20 protein-coding genes are annotated in these 21620 nt (G+C 45.9%); 9 read left to right on the forward strand and 11 right to left on the reverse strand.

The annotated features are described in order from the left end of the window. Positions 1-4 precede the first annotated feature (4 nt). Positions 5-2365, forward strand: a complete 2361-nt coding sequence (locus HQM11_04915; GenBank protein MBF0350347.1) for a hypothetical protein — start codon at positions 5-7, stop codon at positions 2363-2365. A gap of 24 nt (positions 2366-2389) precedes the next feature. Here HQM11_04915 and HQM11_04920 read toward each other — a convergent pair whose 3' ends face one another. Continuing rightward, positions 2390-4408, reverse strand: coding sequence for a DUF1566 domain-containing protein (locus HQM11_04920; GenBank protein ID MBF0350348.1), 2019 nt, complete (start codon positions 4406-4408; stop codon positions 2390-2392). Between the two features lie 265 nt (positions 4409-4673). Here HQM11_04920 and HQM11_04925 point away from each other — a divergent pair, with 265 nt between their 5' ends. The 4 genes from HQM11_04925 (at position 4674) to HQM11_04940 (ending at position 8274) form a co-directional block, all read left to right on the forward strand. Beyond that, a complete protein-coding gene (locus HQM11_04925) occupies positions 4674-5111 on the forward strand; it encodes a hypothetical protein (GenBank protein MBF0350349.1) in 438 nt (145 codons plus the stop codon). Between the two features lie 181 nt (positions 5112-5292). Then, on the forward strand, positions 5293-6213 hold the full coding sequence (locus HQM11_04930) for a hypothetical protein (protein MBF0350350.1): 921 nt from the start codon (positions 5293-5295) through the stop codon (positions 6211-6213). Between the two features lie 37 nt (positions 6214-6250). Then, on the forward strand, positions 6251-7576 hold the full coding sequence (locus HQM11_04935) for a peptidylprolyl isomerase (protein ID MBF0350351.1): 1326 nt from the start codon (positions 6251-6253) through the stop codon (positions 7574-7576). Then, positions 7573-8274, forward strand: a complete 702-nt coding sequence (locus tag HQM11_04940) for a hypothetical protein (protein MBF0350352.1) — start codon at positions 7573-7575, stop codon at positions 8272-8274. Before HQM11_04935 ends, HQM11_04940 begins: the two co-directional genes overlap by 4 nt. An 18-nt stretch (positions 8275-8292) precedes the next feature. Here the strand turns inward: HQM11_04940 and HQM11_04945 are convergent, their stop codons facing one another. From HQM11_04945 to HQM11_04980, 8 genes are all read right to left on the reverse strand, one after another. Beyond that, the gene (locus HQM11_04945; protein MBF0350353.1) at positions 8293-8838 is read right to left on the reverse strand and encodes a hypothetical protein; all 546 of its coding nucleotides are present in this window, start codon (positions 8836-8838) and stop codon (positions 8293-8295) included. Beyond that, positions 8805-9206, reverse strand: a complete 402-nt coding sequence (locus tag HQM11_04950) for a hypothetical protein (protein ID MBF0350354.1) — start codon at positions 9204-9206, stop codon at positions 8805-8807. The genes HQM11_04945 and HQM11_04950 overlap by 34 nt, the downstream gene beginning before the upstream one ends. After that, on the reverse strand, positions 9154-9549 hold the full coding sequence (locus HQM11_04955; protein MBF0350355.1) for a hypothetical protein: 396 nt from the start codon (positions 9547-9549) through the stop codon (positions 9154-9156). The genes HQM11_04950 and HQM11_04955 overlap by 53 nt, the downstream gene beginning before the upstream one ends. 38 nt (positions 9550-9587) lie before the next feature. Beyond that, complete coding sequence (locus HQM11_04960) at positions 9588-10847, reverse strand: DUF790 family protein (GenBank protein ID MBF0350356.1); 1260 nt, start codon at positions 10845-10847, stop codon at positions 9588-9590. Then, the gene (locus tag HQM11_04965) at positions 10783-12171 is read right to left on the reverse strand and encodes a DEAD/DEAH box helicase family protein (GenBank protein ID MBF0350357.1); all 1389 of its coding nucleotides are present in this window, start codon (positions 12169-12171) and stop codon (positions 10783-10785) included. Before HQM11_04965 ends, HQM11_04960 begins: the two co-directional genes overlap by 65 nt. A gap of 23 nt (positions 12172-12194) precedes the next feature. Continuing rightward, positions 12195-13406, reverse strand: coding sequence for an alanine--glyoxylate aminotransferase family protein (locus HQM11_04970; protein ID MBF0350358.1), 1212 nt, complete (start codon positions 13404-13406; stop codon positions 12195-12197). A 103-nt stretch (positions 13407-13509) separates the two neighbouring features. Then, complete coding sequence (locus HQM11_04975; protein ID MBF0350359.1) at positions 13510-14457, reverse strand: 2-dehydropantoate 2-reductase; 948 nt, start codon at positions 14455-14457, stop codon at positions 13510-13512. Positions 14458-14468: 11 nt separating this feature from the next. Beyond that, positions 14469-15248, reverse strand: coding sequence for an endo alpha-1,4 polygalactosaminidase (locus HQM11_04980; protein MBF0350360.1), 780 nt, complete (start codon positions 15246-15248; stop codon positions 14469-14471). A gap of 189 nt (positions 15249-15437) precedes the next feature. Between HQM11_04980 and HQM11_04985 the strand changes: the two genes are divergently transcribed. Both HQM11_04985 and HQM11_04990 read left to right on the forward strand, forming a co-directional pair. Continuing rightward, positions 15438-15674 carry a zinc ribbon domain-containing protein gene (locus tag HQM11_04985; GenBank protein ID MBF0350361.1) on the forward strand — a complete coding sequence of 79 codons (237 nt, stop codon included), beginning with the start codon at positions 15438-15440 and terminating at the stop codon, positions 15672-15674. A 7-nt stretch (positions 15675-15681) separates the two neighbouring features. Then, on the forward strand, positions 15682-16671 hold the full coding sequence (locus tag HQM11_04990; GenBank protein ID MBF0350362.1) for a ParB N-terminal domain-containing protein: 990 nt from the start codon (positions 15682-15684) through the stop codon (positions 16669-16671). A gap of 11 nt (positions 16672-16682) precedes the next feature. On the opposite strand, the gene HQM11_04995 is transcribed toward HQM11_04990, so the two are convergent. Further along, a complete protein-coding gene (locus HQM11_04995) occupies positions 16683-17744 on the reverse strand; it encodes an aminopeptidase (protein ID MBF0350363.1) in 1062 nt (353 codons plus the stop codon). A 12-nt stretch (positions 17745-17756) separates the two neighbouring features. Further along, positions 17757-18503 (reverse strand): hypothetical protein, encoded by a 747-nt coding sequence (locus HQM11_05000; protein MBF0350364.1) that lies wholly within the window; start codon positions 18501-18503, stop codon positions 17757-17759. 466 nt (positions 18504-18969) lie between these two features. Between HQM11_05000 and HQM11_05005 the strand changes: the two genes are divergently transcribed. After that, the gene (locus HQM11_05005; GenBank protein MBF0350365.1) at positions 18970-19218 is read left to right on the forward strand and encodes a hypothetical protein; all 249 of its coding nucleotides are present in this window, start codon (positions 18970-18972) and stop codon (positions 19216-19218) included. Between the two features lie 339 nt (positions 19219-19557). Next, a complete protein-coding gene (locus tag HQM11_05010; GenBank protein MBF0350366.1) occupies positions 19558-21300 on the forward strand; it encodes a DEAD/DEAH box helicase in 1743 nt (580 codons plus the stop codon). Positions 21301-21620: the final 320 nt, after the last annotated feature.

Below are 21620 nucleotides of genomic sequence, written 5' to 3' on the forward strand. Positions count from 1 at the left end.
AATTATGCCCAACACCCAGTCAAATCCTGTGTCGGATATTTTTGCTGTTTACAAGCATCCCAAAGAAAATTACATGACCACCCTGAATCTACTGTTGTCAACTTTGGATGAAACACAGATTCTTGCTTACATGGAAGAGGAAACCAAACTACAATCGCTCGTCTATCAGCAACAACAAACTGGCGATCCTGAAATAAAATCATTGCTTCAGCATGAGTTGGATCATCTCCGTGAAAAAAGTCTGTTTCTTCAGTTAAGGCAGGAAATCGAACTGCTGGATAAAAAGTTATATGAGAATCTTGCCGCGGCAGAAACAACAGCAACACAAACTGAACCTTCGCCGTTCTGGAAGGAATATGCGGTGGAATACACAGCCGTCAGTTACCTGATCAACCACATGGTATCCGCCTGGAACCATACACGGAAAGGTGGCTTGAAGGCCATGCAACTGGCAAAATATCCCACAATAGGACTGGTTTTCCTGTCGAAACTGGATCATCTCAAACAACTCCAGATCAATCGTCGTTCCGAGAAAGGGCTCACTCCCGCAGAAACACTTGGGGTTGAAAAATTCATGCGCTCGTTCTGGACGAGACAGGTTTCCAGACCAACCTTGTGGAAATATGAAAAACCCTCTGTCAAGCAGGGGAATCTTTCCGATTACACTTTGACAAACACCCCTCCAAAACTGGAAGAAGGCAAAAACTATTTCAGGGTAATGGATCCAGAGCAGGAAAAGACGCTTGGAGTCCGCATCATTGATCACAAATTAACCTCCGAATACGCTTCTTTTGTTCTGTCCTCAGGCATCCGTGCCAGTCAAGGCAACCTGACCTCAACGGAGGCTACTGAAGCACAACGCCAAATGCTGGCTAAAATGGCTTCGCTGAATGCCACCATGCTGTATTATGGCACCAGAAATCACAAAATTCTGTATCACGTGAAAACGCATTACACTTTCCTGTGGATTGAGCCGCATCTGGTTCCTGTCATCTGCACCGCATCATGGGCGGATTTAATGGATACGCATTCAGAAAAAATTTCTGACCAAAAACTATTGAAGATGGTTTGCGGACAGTCCACAGGCTTTGAATATTCGATCCGACAATTGAATCCCCAAATTTTCCAGCAACTTCAGGTGATGGGAAAGCAGGGCGGCTATGAGACAGGTCAGCCGTTGACAAGCAAGGACTTTCCAAAAGAGATTCGATCCCAGATCAATGAATTGCTGTTGAAAACCCTGAATGATCTGGATGATATCTATTCCATCACCGTCGTGGATAACAATCATCTGTCCTTGCCCAAACAGGATCCTGCCTTCTGTACATTCGGCAACATCACCCGCACGCATACCCGTTGTGAATTTGTTTATGAACAACCCTCCCATGACATTCTGCATCTGAACCTCCACCAGCGTTTTGCTCACTCCTGGATTGATGGCGCTGGCGCACTGGAGATTCAAACTCGATTGCTGAAACAATTCCTGGCTGATCAAAATTCGGTTGAGGCATCAGCTTCCATGTCCCCAAGCCCGTATCAGCGAGACCATGTTCTGCTTCAGAAAACGCTGAATCCTGCCAGTCATTCATTTTGTGTCAGGGTGACGCAGGGTACTCAATTGACAGCATGGGAAAAGCAGGTTGGAAAAATCTGGAATATCATGCAAACCAAAGGCATTGCCAAACAGGATATCAAGGGCGTCAATCTGGATATTGTCATCATGACGGCCCTGATGCGCGGACTAGGCCTGAATCATGGCCATTATCTGGAAGCGTATGACCTTGATCCTGTGAATCCTGCAGAAAAAGGGATTTGCCCGGTCATTGTTCCCAGACCTGAATATTATCCGGACCGACTGGATCAGAAACTGGAAATGAAAGAATATCGCCGAGCCGTGATCAATGCCTGCGCGTTTATTTCAGAAGGACGTTCCATTGCGAAGATGGGAATGGGGCCTGTCAGCGGTTTTTCACTGTTCACCCGGAGATATAACAAAATTCTGGAAAGCATTGCCATGTTCATTGGGAAAAATGAAACCTCCATGATCAGTAAACCCAAGCTGATGTATTCCCGACTGTCTCCTGATCACCCCAATCAATCCGCGTTCTATACTGCCATGTCCGATGTGTATGAAGAGGCTGTGATCATCGGTGCCATCTATGAAAACCAGAGAACTCACGCCACTGAGGACACACTGTTTATTTCGTTCGACATTGCGCCTGACGCTCCTGTTTCTTTGAGGGAAAAATTGATTCAACTGATGTCACACCCGGCGGGAAGCACCCATCCCGGTGAAAAAATCACACAGTTGATCACGGAAGAACTTCAGCAACTGGAGCAAGTAGGGATAGAGTCTGAAAATTAAAATTCTAAAAACTAAATCATCGAGTTACAGGGTGCGGACACAGCGTACATATTCAACAGTTCCATAGGTACCACCTGGAATTGCACTGAGAGAAGAAGTATTAATAACTAAAGGTTTACTACCAGCCCATGACATAGTGGATGATAAAAGGTTACTCGCACTTGAAAAGAACGTTGTATCAATAGCTGGAATTGCGTGAGTTCCTGAATTGGTGATGGTGAGAGAATATAGTTCAATAATATTAGGCATTCGCCAGTCTGAGAACCCCCCTAATGTCAAACCTTCACAATAATTAAGAGCGTTGTCAAAGTGTAAATTAGAAGTTCCGGACTCCCACATCAATCCCCGTGAAGAGTCTGTTACTGTTCCAGTTTCTGTGCCAGTTCCTGCTGTATAGACCCCATTACCGATGGGACCACCTGTAACACAGTGTACCCCATAGGAATTAGTTTTGGCTTGAAACTGAATTTCTGGATCGTTGCCTGCGCCAAGTTTAATATAATATGCAATGGTTGTAGGATTAGCTGAATCAGAAATAGAAGTCCAATAATATGTCCTACCTCCGGATATTCCCCCATTGTTTGAGTTAAAACTTGCTATAGTCCAAATTTCAATACTAGACGGTAGCCTCCATGTATATCCAGCCAAGGACAAGCTTGTGCAATAAGGACCTGCCGCAGACCATTGGTAATTGTTTCCATCATCTGTTTTTTGCCATATCAGCCCTGTTACGTTATCTGTAATCGTTCCATCTGAGTTATCAGTATATGAACGGGGATTGATGGAATAATCATGATCTTCTCCAAAAATAAGGGTCGCGGAAGCTGGGTGTCCTGTATCAGGCAATCCACCATAGTCTATGAATGCGACACTGGCAGCAGTTGTACTTTCTCCAGTCGCATTTTTGGTGAATACCAGCAGATAATTTGCGCTATTTGGTATGACTGTATTGGATGGAAATGTGTATGTATAAGTAGCACTCCCATTTGCGGTAATTGTGGTGATAGCTGTTGTACTTTGTTTGATGACGTTACTGCTCCCCCAATAAAGCACATATTGGTTGATCGTGCTTTCACTGCTGGCTTTGGTAATCGTGACCGGACCTCCTAGCTTTCCCAATAAAGAGTTTGTATCTTTAAACTCCACTTTGGTCGCTGTAACTGAAGGAGCGGCAATATCATTATCAGTGTTGGTTACACTCACATCACTGGGATTGAGTCCACTATAGTTAAGGTCACTGGAAGTGGCTGCTGCTAATATAATGGTGTAGGCAATATCACCATCCACCACAGCGTCATCAACACCTGTGACTGTGACAGTTTGGGCAATGCTGTAATTACTGGAAGTAAACGTCAATGTACTGATTGAGACAGTCCCTTCTGCTGTGTTGCTACTGCTGACTGGAATGGTCACATTCGCTTCAGGTTTGCTGTTGAGTTTTACGGTAAAGGTTGATGTCCCCCCTGCTTCAGTCGTGTTCCCACTAATGGAACTCACTGTAATGCCTGCAGTTCCAGTTGTAGTAGAAACTGTTGTGGTTGTTACAGTTCCAGTTGTAGTAGAATCAGTTGTAGTAGAATCAGTTGTAGTAGAATCAGTTGTAGTAGAATCAGTTGTAGTAGATGTTGTGTCAACAGGATTAATCACAATTTCCTGTGTCAATTCATCTTTTGTTTCTGATGGACTTGTTAAATCACCAAGTAACGGGATTGAACTTGGTTGATTAAATTTTACTTTGATTTTTATATTAGATGTTCCTTTGGTTTTTTGAAGTTGAAGATCCTCTCCCAGAACGAAACTAACAGCACATGCATCACTATCATCACATTCAGAAATTTTTGATCCATCCTTATACCATTCTATAAATTCATAGACAGAATCTGATGCATCAAAAACAACAGTTTCTCCTGAAATCACTTCACTTTTCTCTGATTTTAAAAGTGCTTTTGCTTTCTGATCCTCAGAACAACCTGCAACAGTCACCAGAATAAATATGATTCCACCTAAAAATAAATATTGATCGACTAATTTTATGAAGTTCATAGATTCTCCATTTGTTACAAGTTGTGATTTACTGGACTCTTGAAATTAACCGATCATGAAAATACTCGATTTTTCGAAAAATAAGATAGGTTCTGTTGACATTTCAAACGTCTGTTTGATGTATTACAAATATTTTGAATATTAGCAATTATATTGTGGAAAAGGGCTACCAACTTAACCCGATACAGATGTTCATAAAATTGTAGACAAAATTGTACGTCTCGCCTGACCTTGCGTGGGTTCTCTAATTCATTGAATTTACAAAGTGTATCGGCTTACGTTGATAGCCCAGCCTGTGGACAATCTTGGATACTACTGGTTCAAGGCCTTTGTAAAAAACCCGACTCTGCAATCTATCGGTTTTGTTGCTCATGCCGCCGCGGAGGTTGGTGCGGCTCAACATACCTGGAACACCATGGGCAACTATCATGTGGAATATGAAGAATGGGCGGAAGACCACCATTTCAGTGATAACCTTGGAGATTTTGACAGAGTCCATGAGATGTTAAAAAACTATAGCACCAGCAAAGGTTTTCGGGTGACACTGACTCAAACCGCCCAGGAATCCTATGCTCATGCAGAACCATTGTTCAACGCCTCCAATGCGGCGCGACTGAATGCCGCCCGTGATATGGCCCCCATGAGCATTGCCACCATCGTGACAGTATGGACCAAAGCCGTCAATAAACTGTACGGTGAGTGATTTTCAGGCAAACCGGAGAAGTCCCTTTCACTCCTCCTCAAACTATTCCGGTTTTCATCGGTTTCCTCTCTTTACAATTCCTGTTTTATTCTGCTATATCTCTCTTTAGATCACTGCAATAAGATTGTTTTTGTTGCATATAGCCGATCATTTTGAGATACCGACAACAATGGAGAGTTTTATGACAGAATACTCACCGGATCAGTATGAACAACTGGAAGGACGAATTAAGCAAATAGAACAGGAAAGCCGTAAAAAAAGATGGTTTCATCTTCCCTCCACAATTTTGGGAATTGTGATCTGCACCGTATTTTTGTCCATTCTGGGATACGCAAATACTCCGTCCAGTGTCAGTCGTACTGATTTTACAGCGGGGTCTGTCATCAGTTCTTCCAATATCAATTCCCAGTTCAACACCATTTACAGTGCGGTGAATGAACTACTGACAAAAATTCAAATCGTAGGCAGCAGCATTAATGTTACCGGAAATCCCGCAATTACGGGAAACACAGCCATCATGGGGAATCTTTCCGCAACAGGAGTCGTCACGCTGAGCGACACCACCCAATCTACGTCCAAAGACACAGGCAGTGTTATCATGGAGGGCGGACTGGGGGTTGAAAAAGATATCTTTGCGGGAGGCGTGATCTCAGGAAAACCAAGATATCTGGTTAAAGCCGTACTGACTAATAACTTTTCAGTTACCAGTTCCCTGACAAAAATCCCGTTCAACAAAGTGGATGGCTATGGTTTTGAAAGTGGCGGTTCTTATTGGGATATCGCGAACAGCCGGTTTGTAGCGCCTTTTGACGGATACTATCAGGTTTCAGCATTGATTACCCAAGGATTGCCAACAGGAACATCTGGTAATTCATGGTTTTTGCAGGTTAGGCAGAATGTCAGTGCCGACCTTGTCATTTATGCAGCGACACCAGCCAATGTTACCGGTAATTATCTGACGTTATCAGCGAACTCCATATTAAAGTTAGTCAAAGATGATTATCTGGAGTTTCATACATATCTAGCCAGCGGAACGCTTTCAACATTAAGTGCGAACAATTCCTTTCAAAGTGTGACAGTGGAATACCTGGGCGCCTATTGAACCACATCTTCCAACTCACAACACAAAAAAGAAACCTATGACAAACTGGAAATTGCTATGGATCGTATGTCTGCTGTGGATGATTCCCTGCTCAATGCTCATGGGACAGACTCTTCCGTCAACGTCGGAAAAAGTCGCGACGGTTAATGGGTTTGTGATCAGTTCCAAAGCGTTTCTGGTTTTGGAATCTTATCTTCAGAAAACACGTGAATTCACCAACCGGAAAGATCTGCTGGACAGTCTGATCATCAATCACCTGCTCGCTGAAAAAGCCGCTAAAGCCTTGCCCGCAGAACAGTTGTGGGATGACACGTCCAGACAGCGTTTTGAGCAGGATTATCAATCCGTGATGATTCATGCGCGTGACACACTTAAAATTCCATTCTCCAAACAGGAGGCCCTGGTGTTTCTGGCGGCACCACCCAAAATTCCGGAAACCCGGTTGATCGCGTTGATGGACAAACTAAAAAATCCGGAGGCACTAATCCAGCAAGACCTTAGGGATCAATTGCTCCATCAGCCGGAAACCCGTAAAATCAACTTATTGACTTATGCTTTTACTGCTCAACCCACACAACATATCACCCTGTATGATGTGATTCAGCATGAAAATCCGCATGGCATGGCTGAAATCCGGAATGGCAACATGGCCTATCTCCAGTCCCAGACACTGGATCTGTATTTTCAGCGACATCTGCGCTATTGGGCACAGTCAGCCAAAAATCCGGAACATGCGTTGTTTGCGGAACTGGAACCGTTGGTGAGTGACCGTTACATTGCGGAGCATTATCTCAACCATCTGGGCTTGAATCCCGGATTCAAGGAGGACAGGACGGTGATCAAAAAACGTGCTAAAGCCATTCCCGGGTCAGAAATAGAAACGCATTTCCGTAACAATGCTGAACGCTACACGCATGTGCAGGAAGTTCACGCCCGGCATATCCTCCTGGCTCAACAGGATACCGCCGATGACGTGTATCAGAAACTCATGGACGGTGCTGATTTTTCTGAGATGGTCCGACAGTATTCCCTTGCGCCAGACAAGAATAAACCTGTTCCCGGACAACTTGAACCCCTGTTCAATAAAGCTGATGGAAGTCTGCCGTTTTTGCACAAGATTTGTTTGATTCAGCCTGAAGGCGTCATTTCACGTTCCATCCGTTCACCCGAAGGCTATGAAATTGTGCTGGTGGATAAACGCATCGAAGGCCTCCGTCCGTTGGATGAAGCCCTGATTGGTGAAATTTCCAAAGAATTGGCCCTGGTGGCCTTGCGTCGTGACACTGAAAACCTCCGCAAAGACCTGTCCAGTCACTCTAAAATTGAGATCAATCAGTCTTTTCTGAAAGAATCCACCAAATGAACAAAAACCATCTCATGAAATATTTATTGTTTGCCGCCTTAACCGGATTGTTGTGTTTTCTGGGTTGGGAGTTCTGGCAAAGTGGCCAAGCTCCGGAATCCATGCAGGAAACTGCCAGACCGGTTGAAACAACAGCCAAACCGCAGTCTGACTTGTCCAGGCCCTCAGCGTTCCCCCGCTCGGAATCATCAACCGTATCTGCCGGAAAGGTTATTGATGATGAGACTGATTCCCCGCCGACAGCAACTTCATCTGCTGAGACAGAAACAGCACAGGAGGACTTGCTCTATGGCTGGGGTGGTGAAGAGGAGGACGAAGAGAACAATACCGACTCAGGTGAGGGGAAACAGAGCCGTGAAGAACAACTGGTACGGCAGATTCAGGCGAATCTGGAAGTGGGTGAAACCCGAATGCCCTCACTCTCGACACCTCCAGAACGCATCTTTGTTCCAGACGAAAAAGCAATGAAGGATAAAGATGAATATCTGCGGCAACAAACTTCAGCACACCAGAATGCCCTGAAAAAAATGCAGGCCGCGTTTGAAGAACGTATCAAAACCACCAAAGACAATATTGAACAGGCTGAAAAAGATGGATCCCGGACCTTCAATGAAATCGAAGAAGCCAAAGAATCGCTAACCATCATGGAAGCCGCACAGAAAAAAATCCAGCAGGCCAACCAACGATATCCTGATTGATCTTTCTGAACGGCTCTGTCAGAGCCACAATCCACACCATTCAAATTTTTCAGGTGATTCTTCGGGATAGATTCGGATCTGAATCAGGAGGCATCCGGGAACATTGCCTTCTACCTGAATTTTTTCAAAAGTAATCTCAGCGACATTTTCCAGAATGGTCTGAAAATTACCGGAACCTGCCCGTCGAAGTAGTTTTTGCTGTTCGGTATCAAAGCGATATTCCAGATGTTCCCGGGTATCCTGAAAATCTCCATCTTCGTTAAAATCAGCCTCGAAGACAAGTACGCCCGAAACTACGCTAAAACCTGAAGCAGGATGTTCCATGCCATAACCAGCTTGCAGAAGTTCTGCTTTCAAGACCATCATCATTCGGTCAATTTCCATGTTCCGGGAGCTTTGCTGTGTTTGATCAACCATGATTTCATGCAGGATGCCGGCAGGTTGCTGAAACATCCACAGCAGAAAAATACCAATCGTCATCGCAAACATCACTTCCAGCAGGCTCATGCCCGCAATCAGTCGATTCTGTTTCATGGAAGAGCATCGGGAAGAGTGAGTTGCCATTGATCCACCAGTTCTGGTCCAGATTGCAACGACATGGTCAGTCGTCTGGAATTCTGGCCGGAGTCCTCCGAAAGATTCCAACTCAATTCCGCGGGTTGTCCCTGCGGTGTCTCAAGCTTCATCTGACCGCTGAGCACCTCATTTCCCAGTTGTTCCATGATCTCCCTGTTCCAGTTTTCCCGCTGGCTCAGTACCCAATGCGCCTGATTCTCGATTTTTCGCTGATCTGCGGTATTGGCGACCAACGTTACAATTCCCAACAATCCCGTGACCAGAATCACCGACATGAACATCACTTCAATCAGCGTCATGCCTTTATTGTGGTAATATTTCAGTTTGGCGGATTTTTCCAATGGGGCTGACCACAATCTGAACCTCATAATTTGCGGATTGAAGCGTTAATGTGCCACCAGCGGCAAACCCAGATGGACTGAATGACGGCCAGCGAGTTGCCTGAATCCGGATGTCTTCAGGCAGGGATTCCCAAACCTGTCGGGTGTTGTCTGATGTTCCGAGTGCCTGAATGATGATTTGCTGATTATCCTCACGAACCTGGTGGGAACTCAACCGGGTCAAGGCCAAAAGCTGAGCATGGGCCAGGGCATCCCGAACCATGCGAATCTGCTGACTCAGATGCTGACGCTCCAACCAGGGATCCCAAACGCCGGTGGTCATACTCATCAGAACGCCGGAGATTGCCAGAACCAGCATGAGTTCCACCAAAGTGAAGCCTGAGAATTTCTGTGACATCATTTTTGCCCGAAAACATTGGACTGCCAGGTTTCCAGCACTGGCCGGAGTTTGTCAGGAGTCGGCATTTCCCGAAACAAAAATCCATATTTTTTGAAATAGTCCGAACGTTCCACTATTTCCGCAATTGCAGGTTCTTTCAGTAGTTTTTTTGCCACACCCAGAATGAGTGGCGCCGAAGCAGATAATTCCAGTTGTCTCAATCGCTGTGTCAATGGCGAGGCATGCCAGGCGTGGAATAACTCCAGGGCAACCTGTTGTTTTGTTGAATGCGTCAGCGTGTAGTCCGGAAAACAATAATGACTGCCACTGAGCGGAACAAAATTAACAGCAGGCTCGATTTTCCATTGAGGCAGAGATTTTTCCAGCGTTTGCTCCAGCAAGGCAATGTCTTCAGGGACATAAGACAGAAACTGGTGATAATGCGATTTGATTCCGCAGTTCTGGTCTAACGTGAGTTGAGCCGGTTTGCCTTTTTTGATGCTGATTTCCGCAGAGAGACTCCAGGCTTGTTGATGCAATACCGCAGGGAAAAACCAGGCCAGATTCTGTCCATATTTTTGGGTTTGCATGAACAGACTGAGCGGTCCATCAATTTCAATCACCCAGGTGTTTTCTTCCCGGGAAATGGTTGCCAGCAGTTGATGAAATCTCAGATATTTGAATAATTGGCGCATATCCGCGGTTCCGGAATCAGGCAGGGACAGTTTCAGTTTGTCGCAATAAAACAAGAGTCCCTGAACCTGCGCGCAATTGTAGCGATGCAGTAATCCTTCAGGTGAGATTTTTTTAAATTCGAGCATTTTTTGACAGGGGGGCAGATCCTGATACAGGGATTCAGCCAATTGTTCAGGGGTTTGATCGAAGGCCCGGGCGACTTGCTGTTGATATTCTTCCAGCGAAAATTCATCTTTCCGGGACAGCAACTGGCTGGTATGGCTAAACACTTTTTTACGCCATTCCAGGAGTTCAGTGTTGGTGCCTGTTTCAAATTCGGTGCGATCCATCAACAGTTTTTGCAGTCCGCGGGCCACCATGCCATGTCCCCTGAATTCACCGGCGATCATCTCCATGTCTGATTCCAGAGCTTCACGGGTTTCGCCGATATTTTGCGCAAACAATTCAAGGAGGCGTTCAGCCCAATCCAGCAGTTGTACATCACGGGGGTCCACAAATCGTGAAGTGATACGGTTTTTATAGATTCGGTAATTCAGGAGATCTTTGGTAAGCACTGTGTTGTCTTCGACGCTGGTTGACAAAATATTCCCCGGTTCCTTTGGAAACCAGTTCATACAAGGTGGCGACCTTTCCGGTTTGAGGTCTTAAAATACGGCCCAATCGCTGGACATGCTCCCGCACACTGCCACTGCCCGCAACCACAATAGCAACGTTGGCTTCAGGGACATCCACGCCTTCATTCAGCACCTTGGAAGTCACCAGCACGGGATAGTCACCCTTGCGGAACGCCTCCAGAAATTGAGCGCGTTCCTTGACTTTGGTGTGATGGGTCAGCACCGGCAGAAAGAATTTCTTGCCAATACGGTAGGCCGCGTCATTTTCCTGAGTGAACACCAGAATCCGTTCACCGGCATGTCGTCTGAGCAATTCCCAGATCCAGTCTTCTTTGGCCTGTGAGGCCTGGCTCAGACGACGTTGTTCCAGAAATGCCTTGAACGCCTGACGGCCCTTTGCGGATTGGGCCGTTTTACTGATAAAATTGCTCCACCCATGAGCGGAACTGAAGCTGATTTTTTCATCCTTGAGAAATTGAAGGTAGCAGGCGCGGGCCTGTTCATAGCGTTCCTGCTCTTCTGGTAGCATATCGACTTCAATGGTTTCAATTTCATAGGGCGCAAGTTCCCGGCCTTCGAGTTCGTGAATGTGAACCTGAAAACAGAGCGGGCCGCACAACTGATACAGCACTTGTTCCCGGCCATCACGTCGTTCGGGGGTGGCTGTCAGACCGAGCCTGAAGGGGGCGATGCTCGCAATGGCCAGATTCTGATATTGTTCTCCGGGAAGGTGGTGGCATTCATCAAAAATGATGAAGCCGAAACGATGCCCTTGATGAAACACATGAATCAATGCCGAATCATAAGTCGCGACCGTGATTTTTTGCAGATCATTTTCGCCTCCCCCGAGCATGCCAATGGGTTCGTCAAAAAAACCGGAAAGCACAGAGTGCCATTGATGCATGAGATCAATGGTTGGCACATGGATCAATGCCGGGCGGCGGGTTTCCGCGATCATGAGCACTGCCAGGATGGTTTTCCCCGCACCAGTCGGCAATACCACCACGCCTGATGACCCCTGATTTTTCCATGCGTGCAGGGCATCCAACTGATAATGTCGGGGCGTGACCTGACGTTTCAGGGACCATTCCTGGGGTTCAAATTTTCGGGCATTATCCTGATAGGGAATCTGAAGCTTGCGCAGGGTCAGGACAATCTCACGGTAACACCATGCCGGAGCACGATGCAGGCGGGTTCTGGAATCCCAGAGAATTCCGGGCAATGACTCCGCCTGTGATTCTGTGAGAGGATGCAGGGTGAGGGTACCTTTTTCAAATTCAAGAGACAGCACTTGTTACCACGATAGTCAGAAAATCAATCGACAAGGTGTTCCAGATCGCGCACCAGATTTTTTTCGAGGGCGGCCATACCCGCACCGACTTCCATTTTAACCCCTTCCGCCATAAAACTGACCCCCATCGCATACAGGGTTTTGAACAGATTATGGGATCGGCATTGTTCACCCATCTGACCAATACGGACAATGTTGAGTCCGAAAGATCCTGAAATTTCCACCAGAAACCGTTTTGCCATGTATTTTCTGACTTTGTTGCCATCCACACCGTCAGGAATTTTAATGGCAATGACCGAATTCAACCGGTATTCAGAGGGAACAAACAATTCCAGTCCCATGCCTTCAATGCCGGCCTGCAACGCCCGGGAACTCATGAAATGTCGTTCAAACCGTTTTTCCAGAGTTTCTTCACAAATCAACCGCAAGGCTTCATGCGTCGCCAGAATTCCGGGAACAGGTGCCGTGTAATGATATTGCTGGTGTCCCCAGAATTTCTGGGCACGCAAGGCGTCCAGGCACCAGTGTGGACGGACCGCTGTTCTTTTTTCCAGGACTTCCCAGGCTTCACTGGAAAACGCAATGAGCGAAACACCGGGAATGGAAGACAAACCTTTTTGTCCGCCGGTGATGGTCGCGTCAATGCCCCATTCATCCATGAACATGGGCATGGTGGTGAGGGTACACACCGCATCCACAATCACCAGCGCGCCATGTTTTTTAGCGAGTTTTGCGATCTCCGGGACATTGTTCAGCACACCGCAGGAAGTTTCTCCCTGAACCATGGTGACCACGTCATAATGCTGTCGCTTGAGTTCATCTTCTACCTTTTGTACATCCACAGGGGTTGCCGTCGGCATTTCAAGCACCGTCACATCCGCGCCAATTCCTGTTGCCATTTCCCCGAACCGGCCGCTGAAAATCCCGATTTTGAGTACCAGGACTTTCCGTCCCGGCCACAGCAGATTGCCAATTGCCATTTCCATGGCGGCTGAAGACGGGCCTGAAACGCCCAGAATTTTATCGCTTTGGGTCTGAAACGCATAACGAGCCATGGATTTAACCCGACGGATCACTTCGTCCATGGTTTCACCGAGATGATTGATCACCACGCCATTGGCCCGTGAGACTGCCGCTGGCAGTGGAACAGGGCCAGCCCCCATCAGTAGCAAAGGTTCAGAAGGTAGAATGTTGGCTAACGATTGCGTTTCGGGTGGTAACATAGGAATTGTCATAATACGTTCCAGTTTAAGAATTAAGGGCATCGTAGGGGCGACCCGCCGGTCGCCCTTACACAAATTTTATCAAAGCTGAAATTGATGGTTTTGTACAGGCATGTCAAGAAGGAATTTTCTGTTGCCGATTGTGAACATCTTTCAGTTGCAACAACGCATAGAGCGCCTGAATGTGAGGAATGGCCAGTTGATGCCTCCGTCCGATTTTGACCACATTGCCCAGAATCGCTTCTACTTCCATCGGCCGTCCGGCTTCATAATCCAGCAACATGCTGGTCCGGTAGGGAACCATGTTTCGGGTGTCAACCAGATTTTGCTCAATGACTGATTCCACCTGCGGGTGTCCTTCATGGCTTGCCAGCAAACACACTTCTTCCATGACATGTTTCACCAATAGAACCGCTTCCGTGGATTCCATAATCTGACTTGTGTCAAGACAACCGCCCAACACGGAAACAGGGTTATACGGAGCATTCCAGACCAGTTTCTTCCAGCGCGCGCTGATGATATTTTCCGAGGCCACACAGTTGATTCCTGCCTGTTTGAACCATTCGCTCAATTCCAGAACGGCCTGATGCGAACCTCCAGGATACGCGCCAATGATCAGACGTCCATAATCCTGATGATGAATATGGCCGGGGCCGATACGGTTGGAACAGACAAAGGCCAGACCGCTAATCAACAGATTTTCGGGAAAAGCCTGTGCCACTGGCGGTTCAATATCAATCCCGTTCTGCAGAAGGACAATCACGGTATCGGGGCCCACTACCGGTCGCAGAAGCGAAGAAACATCCGCGTCTGGCAGCACTTTAGTCGCGACAATCACATAGTCCGGAACACCGGAATAGTCTTCCGGTTTTCTGACCACCTGTGTTGGCTGGAAGTTGAAGTTTCCCAGACAACTGTCTATCTGAAAACCCTGTTGTTTGACATGTTCGTAATCAGAACGGCAGGTCACCGAGACATCAACCCCGGCTTTGTGTAAAAATCCGCCATACAGTGCTCCGACCGCTCCGGCGCCCAATACAAGAACTTTTTTTGAAGAAGACATGAACGCTCCCTTCAAGGGTAAACAATCTGATCCAGTTCAACAGTGGCCACATAGGGAATAAATCCATGTTTTTTCTGGATTTCATAAATCAATCGTATGTTTTTTTTATCATCGGGATACCAGTAATCCAGACCGAACAAGGCCACACCATGATCCTTCTTAACATTTGTGAGAATACCAACATATTCTTTGGCATCCTCGATGGGTCTTAATTCATAGGTTTTATCGGTAAAATTATAATCCGCGAAAAAAGACTCCGCGAGAATCGCATCGACATAGGGTCCGTATTGAGGCGCGGCCTCAACGCCACGGTTGACCATGATATAAATTTCCGGAAATTGCTGTTTGATACGTTGTACCAGACGGATACTGGCTTCCACCATCCCTTTGCGTTCAGGGTTGGTTTGTTCCATATAAATCACGCTGTCCATGGTATCGAGAAACAGACCATTGAAGCCACGTCTGAGAATGTGGGGAATCCGCACATTGAGGAGCCACTCCTGCCATTTTTCGGACCGGATGTCAACGATGCGGCTTTTGTCCCAATTGGGGTTATATTCCAGCAGAAAGGAGGTGTCAGGCAGTTCAGAAAAATATTCTCGTTCGGTATCCACTTCACCAATACTGAGATAGCCCAGCACATGTTCCACTGAACGCCTGATTTTTGGAACATCGACTTTTGTCTGGTCATCCAGCACCACCAGATTCACATTGCCCAAAGCTGTTGTTGTCAGTGCGTCATTTCCATAATAACAAATCCATTCCGGAGAGACTGTTTTGCATGAAATCATAAAACCACTCATTATTCCCAACAGGCTAATTGCCTTCCATGAATGTACTTTTTTGAAACGCATGCGTCCTTCATCAATCAATAGGGGTTCGTTGTTTGAATTTGACTTGTGATCAAGCTATTTTATGATCTGGTCACTTGCAACAGGTTATATTGAAATTGTGGTTCAATTTTTTTTCAGGAGCTGTCTATGCCTATTTATGAATATGAATGTAATCATTGTCAGGATCACTTTTCTGAGTTGCGATCTTCCAGCGAGATGGATGATCCGATTGCATGTCCTCAATGCGGAACATCAGAAGCAAGGCGACTTCTGAGTGGTTTTGCGGTTGGTGGAAAAAGCAAAGAAACCATGATGATGCCTTGTGGGGCCCCTAACGCGGCAGGATGCGGCGGCCATTGTGCGGCCATGCAGCATTCACACTGAGTTTGCAATGACTGAAATCTATTCCACCATTCAGTACACAGACATTGACAGTTTTGACACCTCCATGGATTGGGCTGATTCTAATCCTTCAGAGATGCTGCGCCAAGCCATCAGTCATTCCGGAATTCTGATGCCGCTGACGGTTCAGTCGCAATCCGGCAAACAGACATTCCGGATTATTGATGGCTTCCGCCGATACAAGGCCTTGAAACAGGTTTGCGGTGAAGAAAATCCACAAATTCCTGTCAAAATACTACCGGAATCATTATCCTTCAAAACGCTGGCAATGATGCGTCTGCATGGGTTTTCGGGAGAACGGGCTTTTTCAGGGATCCGGTTATGCAGAGTGATCCGTCAACTCTCTGAAAATGGCTTTTCAGGGGATGAGTTTACCTCACAGGTGTTGCCGTTATTAGGACTCTCACCTTCCAGAAAAACAGTCCAGATCCTGAAACAACTGGTCGAATTTCTTCCAGAAATGGAGGCTTATCCTTTTCTTCAGGAGTTGGGACATGAAGATCTGGCGGTGTTGCTTCGTTTTTCAGCAACGGAAATCCCTGTCATCCTCCAGGCGTTTCATTCGATGAATCCGGGAGGGAACAAGTGGAAGGCTTTGCTGGGATTGTTGCATGATATCTGCCGGATTCAGCAGAAAACTGTGAGTGAACTGCTGAGGGTTCCTCCCTTGCCGGAGATTCTTGAGGCCGCTCATCTGCAGGGACCTGTCAGATACCGGATGCTGAAGGAACAACTCGAGCAATGGCGTTTCCCGACACTTCAACGTCTGCGGCATGACCTCAACGAACTGCGCCATCAATTGAAGATCCCCACCAATACTCAACTTGAAACAGATCCATTTCTGGAACAGGAATCCATCACTCTGCGCCTCCAGGTGTCATCGGCCCCTGAACTACAGGACTCGTTACATTCATTGAATTCAGAACAGAATGAACCACTCTGGACGAAAATGTTTGAGCTTCTGAAGGGAAGGCAATGAGCCTCGCATGATTATTCAGGAAACCATTGCTGGAGCAATTCGTCAGAATCAGCGATGATTTTTACCCTTTCAAAAAATTTCTCCCAGTTTTTCTGCTCTTCCTCAAAAACTTTGGCAAAAACCTCAATATTCTTGTGATAACGCCGCACTCCCATGAGATGCGCGTTATTCAACTTTTGAGAGAACCAGCGGTCATAGGAAAGTCGTTTGAAGTCAGATTTTCTGTCAACCCATGTTTGCTTGAGGTCCGCGAATAGTTCCTGTTTTCGTGTGAGTTTTTCTCCCTCCGGTAAGGCTGTCTGATACAAGGTTTCAAGCGCCACATACGCCTGACTCACTATTTCCACGAACATGGCTTCTTCCTGACTTTCCTGCTCAAAATTCAGATATTCCGGTGAATTCGCACCCTTGTGATGTTCCAGATAGGACTTGAGGCCTTCCTGTTCTACAAACACCGCAAAAGATTCATTGAACGAGGTGTTGCCGGAAACATAAACAACCTGATGCGCCATTTCATGGATCAATGTGCTGATAATATCCCAGTCTGAGCGATCGGTGAATGTATTCAACACAGGATCCGAAAAATAATCCGGGATCCAGCGGTTGTTGAGCCATCCCAGCGTGGAATAGGCACCGGCGTGTCCCACCGATACATCCAGGCCTTCAAGAGCAAGTTGAGCGGCATATTTTATGGCCTCTTCTTCCGCAAAATAGCCACGATACTCCACACATCCCGCAAACAGAAAACACCAGCGTCTGGATTGAAAAGCCAGTGGTTGGGAGGCTGTTACAATTGCGGTCACATAGGACCGTTTCAGGTCAACATAGCTGGTGTAACCATAGGTTGCTGGAAGGGCGAGTTGCGTGGACGCATAGTCTCTGACACTGAGAATAAGACGTAATTTGGCTGTTAGCAAGGGTGGGGTTGCCGGGGCCTCCAGCAATTCGGAAATGCTCTGTTTTTGATTTAGAAGTTCCAGATGCCCTGAAACAGCCTGATAATAATATCCGATTTCAGAACAGCCACTCAAGAGCCCGCAGAACCCCAGAAACAAACATCTGGATAATTTCATTGGTTCCGCGTGTCAATTTGTGGCAACTTCTTTTTCTGTTTCCGGTTCAAAAAGATAATACAAAACACGGGCACAGTGGGGACAAATTTGATGTTTATCCGGATGAACTCTCATTTCATTGATAAGTTGAGGCTGAATTTTCATATTGCATCCCCCACAGGCATTTTCTTTTTCCAACACTCTGCAAACAGGATTGGTGATCCCATTTGCGATGCATCGCTCATAATAATTCCGTATTTTCGGTGTAAGCGCGGCCATGGATTCTTTCTTTTGGGCGATGAGGTTTTTGATGGAAGCTTCCAGCGATTTTTTCTCTTTAATTTCATCTTTCGTTTGTTTTTTAAAATCATTTTCCGCAACTTGCAGTTGTGATTGAGCTTCTTCCCGTTTTGCTGTCAATTCTTCAATTTGGATCTGATATTCCAACACTGAATTTTCCAAAACACCCCGGCGTTTTCGACCTTCTTCCATCTGACGTTTACTGGCAGCAAACTCTTTCTGATTCCTAATCATTGGAATCTGCGCTTCCATTTTTGCAATGCTGTCAGTCAAATGAAGCAGTTCCAGTTCGGCCTTTTTAGCATTTTCAACACAATCCTGATGTGCTTTTTCAATCTGTTGTGTTTTTTCTTCCTGAGTTTGTATGATTTGACGCGCCTGTGTTATGACTCGTTCCAGTTCCCGAACTCTGTTTCGGGATACGAGCAGTTCCACGTCAACAGATCCAAGTTGAGCTAGAGTCTCTATCGATTCGGACATATTTCCTTGTAGTGATGGTTTTCGATATGGAGAACCCTCATTTGTGAAATAGACAGGCCTTGAAAACAAAGACTCTGTTTGTTATACAAGCTGAAGGGGAGAAACTGAGAAGCCATCTTTGCAAAACGGAATTTAAATATCAATACAAAGTTCCCGATCAATTTTATCTTCAATTTATTGATTGTTGCATTTTGGGGCGTGAATTGCCTGTGTCGAATGAAACGGCATCATTACGAAGCAATTGAATACGACTTGCATCATCAATTGAGACGATCCGTCTCACAAATCAAGTAAATCCCACAAAACAGCCCTTCATCACAAACAGTAATCATTTGATAATAAAGGATAAAAATAAAATATGACATTGGCATAGTCATAGCAGTATAGTGTTCTACAAGTTTATATTTGCTTAATAATATTTTTCATGGTCAGCTAGTAACATAAACAAACCGTACATGGAGGGGATATGAGACGTGTTAAATTTTGGACGATTGATTGTAATAAGCTCCAGGATGATGAATTTGATGTATTCGTAGGGGATGTAGAGCGATTTATTGAATCAAGACCTGATCGTGGCAAACTCCCACAAAATGATAGTGAAGAATGGTTGGAACAATTTGCTATGGAATACACCAATTGGCCTGAACGTCGTTTTCAGACACAAGATCCGATTGATACATACCTGAAAATAGATTCCTTCAGTGCCATATCATAAGCTGTGATGTTCAATCGGTTAATTAAGAAGTCCTCGAATTTGGATGCTGTCGAAAGCTTCGATGGTACTCTGTATTTGTTAATCCATGCGAAACGTAAACACTGTCATTACCTCTATCGCATCTCAAACCGTTAGTACTGCTCCTTACTGATTTTCATGTGATCAAGCTGTATTCCATTAAAAATATATTGCGTACTTTTTGAAATTCCATCATAAAGAGTGCCGTTATTTACCCAGTATTCTGCTAACGGATATCCCTTCGCAATCTTGTCTTTCTCCTCCAGTCATCCTCCTTTTGGTCTGGAATTGCCTCAAGTTCTTCTTTTACAGGAACACCTCATGACTTCCACTTCGTCGTCCCTGCCGTCTTTTCGGGAAATGTTTGTGATTGAACCGGTTCTCAAAGCACTCAATGATGTGGGATATGAAACCCCATCGCCCATTCAGGCTCAAACCATACCGCTGGTTTTTGAATGCCGTGATGTGATCGGTCAGGCTCAAACCGGTACAGGAAAAACCGCGGCATTTGCCGTGCCACTGCTTTCCCGGATCAATCTTCAACTCAAGGAACCACAGGTTCTGGTTCTGGTTCCAACAAGGGAACTGGCAATTCAGGTTTCAGAAGCTTTTCAGCGCTATGCCCAGCATCTCAAGGGATTCCATGTCATGCCGATTTATGGTGGACAGGATTACGAGATCCAGCTCCGACAACTTAAACGCGGAGTGCATGTAGTGGTTGGAACTGCCGGTCGTCTCGTGGATCATCTGGAGCGCAAAACACTGAAACTTGACTCGATTCAATGTGTGGTTCTGGATGAAGCGGATGAAATGCTGAGAATGGGCTTCATTGAACAAGTGGAATGGATCATGGAGCAAATGCCTGAGAAACGTCAGGTGGTTCTGTTTTCCGCAACGATGCCCGTGCCTATCCGACGGATTGCCAAAAAATACATGAAGGATCCGGCTGAAATCACCATCAAGGTCCAGACCAGTACTGCGGATAACATCCGTCAACGCTACTGGATTGTCAGCGAATTTCATAAGCTCGATACCCTGACACGTATTTTGGAAGCAGAATCGTTTGACGGTATGATTATTTTTGTGCGCACCAAAACCGCTACTCTGGAATTGGCTGAAAAACTGGATGCCCGGGGGTATTCTGTTGTTGCGCTGAATGGAGATATTGTGCAGAAACAACGCGAACGTACCATTGATCAACTGAAAAAAGGCAAATTTGACATTCTGGTTGCCACTGATGTCGCGGCAAGAGGTCTGGATGTGGAACGAATTAGCCATGTGATCAATTATGATGTTCCCTATGACTCCGAGGCGTACATTCATCGTGTGGGCCGAACCGGACGTGCCGGACGTTCCGGTGAGGCGATTATGTTTGTCGCACCTCGGGAAAAACACCTCCTGCGAGACATTGAAAAAGCCGTCGGTCAGCCCATTGAACTGTTGAGTCTGCCTTCCACCGAAATGATCAACGACAAACGAATTTCCGCTTTCAAACAACGTATCACCGATACTATTGCCGAAGGTGATCTGGATTTATACACTGAAGTCATGGAACAGTATCAACGCGAACACAATGTTTCCGGTCTTGAAATCGCGGCGGCTCTGGCAAAAATCGCACAGGGAGACAAACCACTTTTACTGGAAGCAACGCCGGCACTCAAACAGGAATTTCGTGAAAACCGAAAAGGTGGTCAGGAATTCAGAGAAAACAGGAGAGGCGGCAGGGATAATACCGAATCCTCTGGAGGAAAATCAGGAAAAAAACGTCCGACTTCCGATGTACCAATGGTGACGTATCGCATGTCTATTGGCAGAAAAAACGGAATAAAACCCGGTAACATTGTCGGAGCTATTGCCAATGAAGCCAATCTTGAAAGCCGGTTTATCGGAGACATCAAAATCAATGAAACCTGGAGCACTGTGGAATTACCAGCAGATTTATCTTCTGATGTACTGCAAACACTAAAAAAAGTTCGGGTATCAGGATTACCCTTGAAACTCTCCAAAGAAGTCGCTGTACCACGCCGGATTAAAAAAAATCTTCCCGAATCTGATAAGGATTGAATCTTAAGGAACAACAAAAGACTAAGTTGTAAAAGTTTGCTCGTGCCCTACGTCCTGTAGGGCACGCTATCCATCAGGCGAAGATCTGCTTTGCACCCACCGGAGGTGGGTCATGAAACGGTTATGAACAGGAAATACGTAAACAGAGAGTTTTCCCTGTTATTTTTGGAACGTTCCTAAATCACGCCAATAATGGATTTTTACAAAATATCCACCTCCTCCTGCCACACATAAAAAATTCTCATATTTCTTCATCGGCTATTTCATGATGATTGAGCCTTTTTTTTTCACTCAATATGGTCTATCCACAATGGAATGCT

It is taken from the genome of SAR324 cluster bacterium (assembly GCA_015232315.1).
In the GTDB taxonomy this organism is placed as follows: Bacteria; SAR324; SAR324; order SAR324; family NAC60-12; genus JADFZZ01.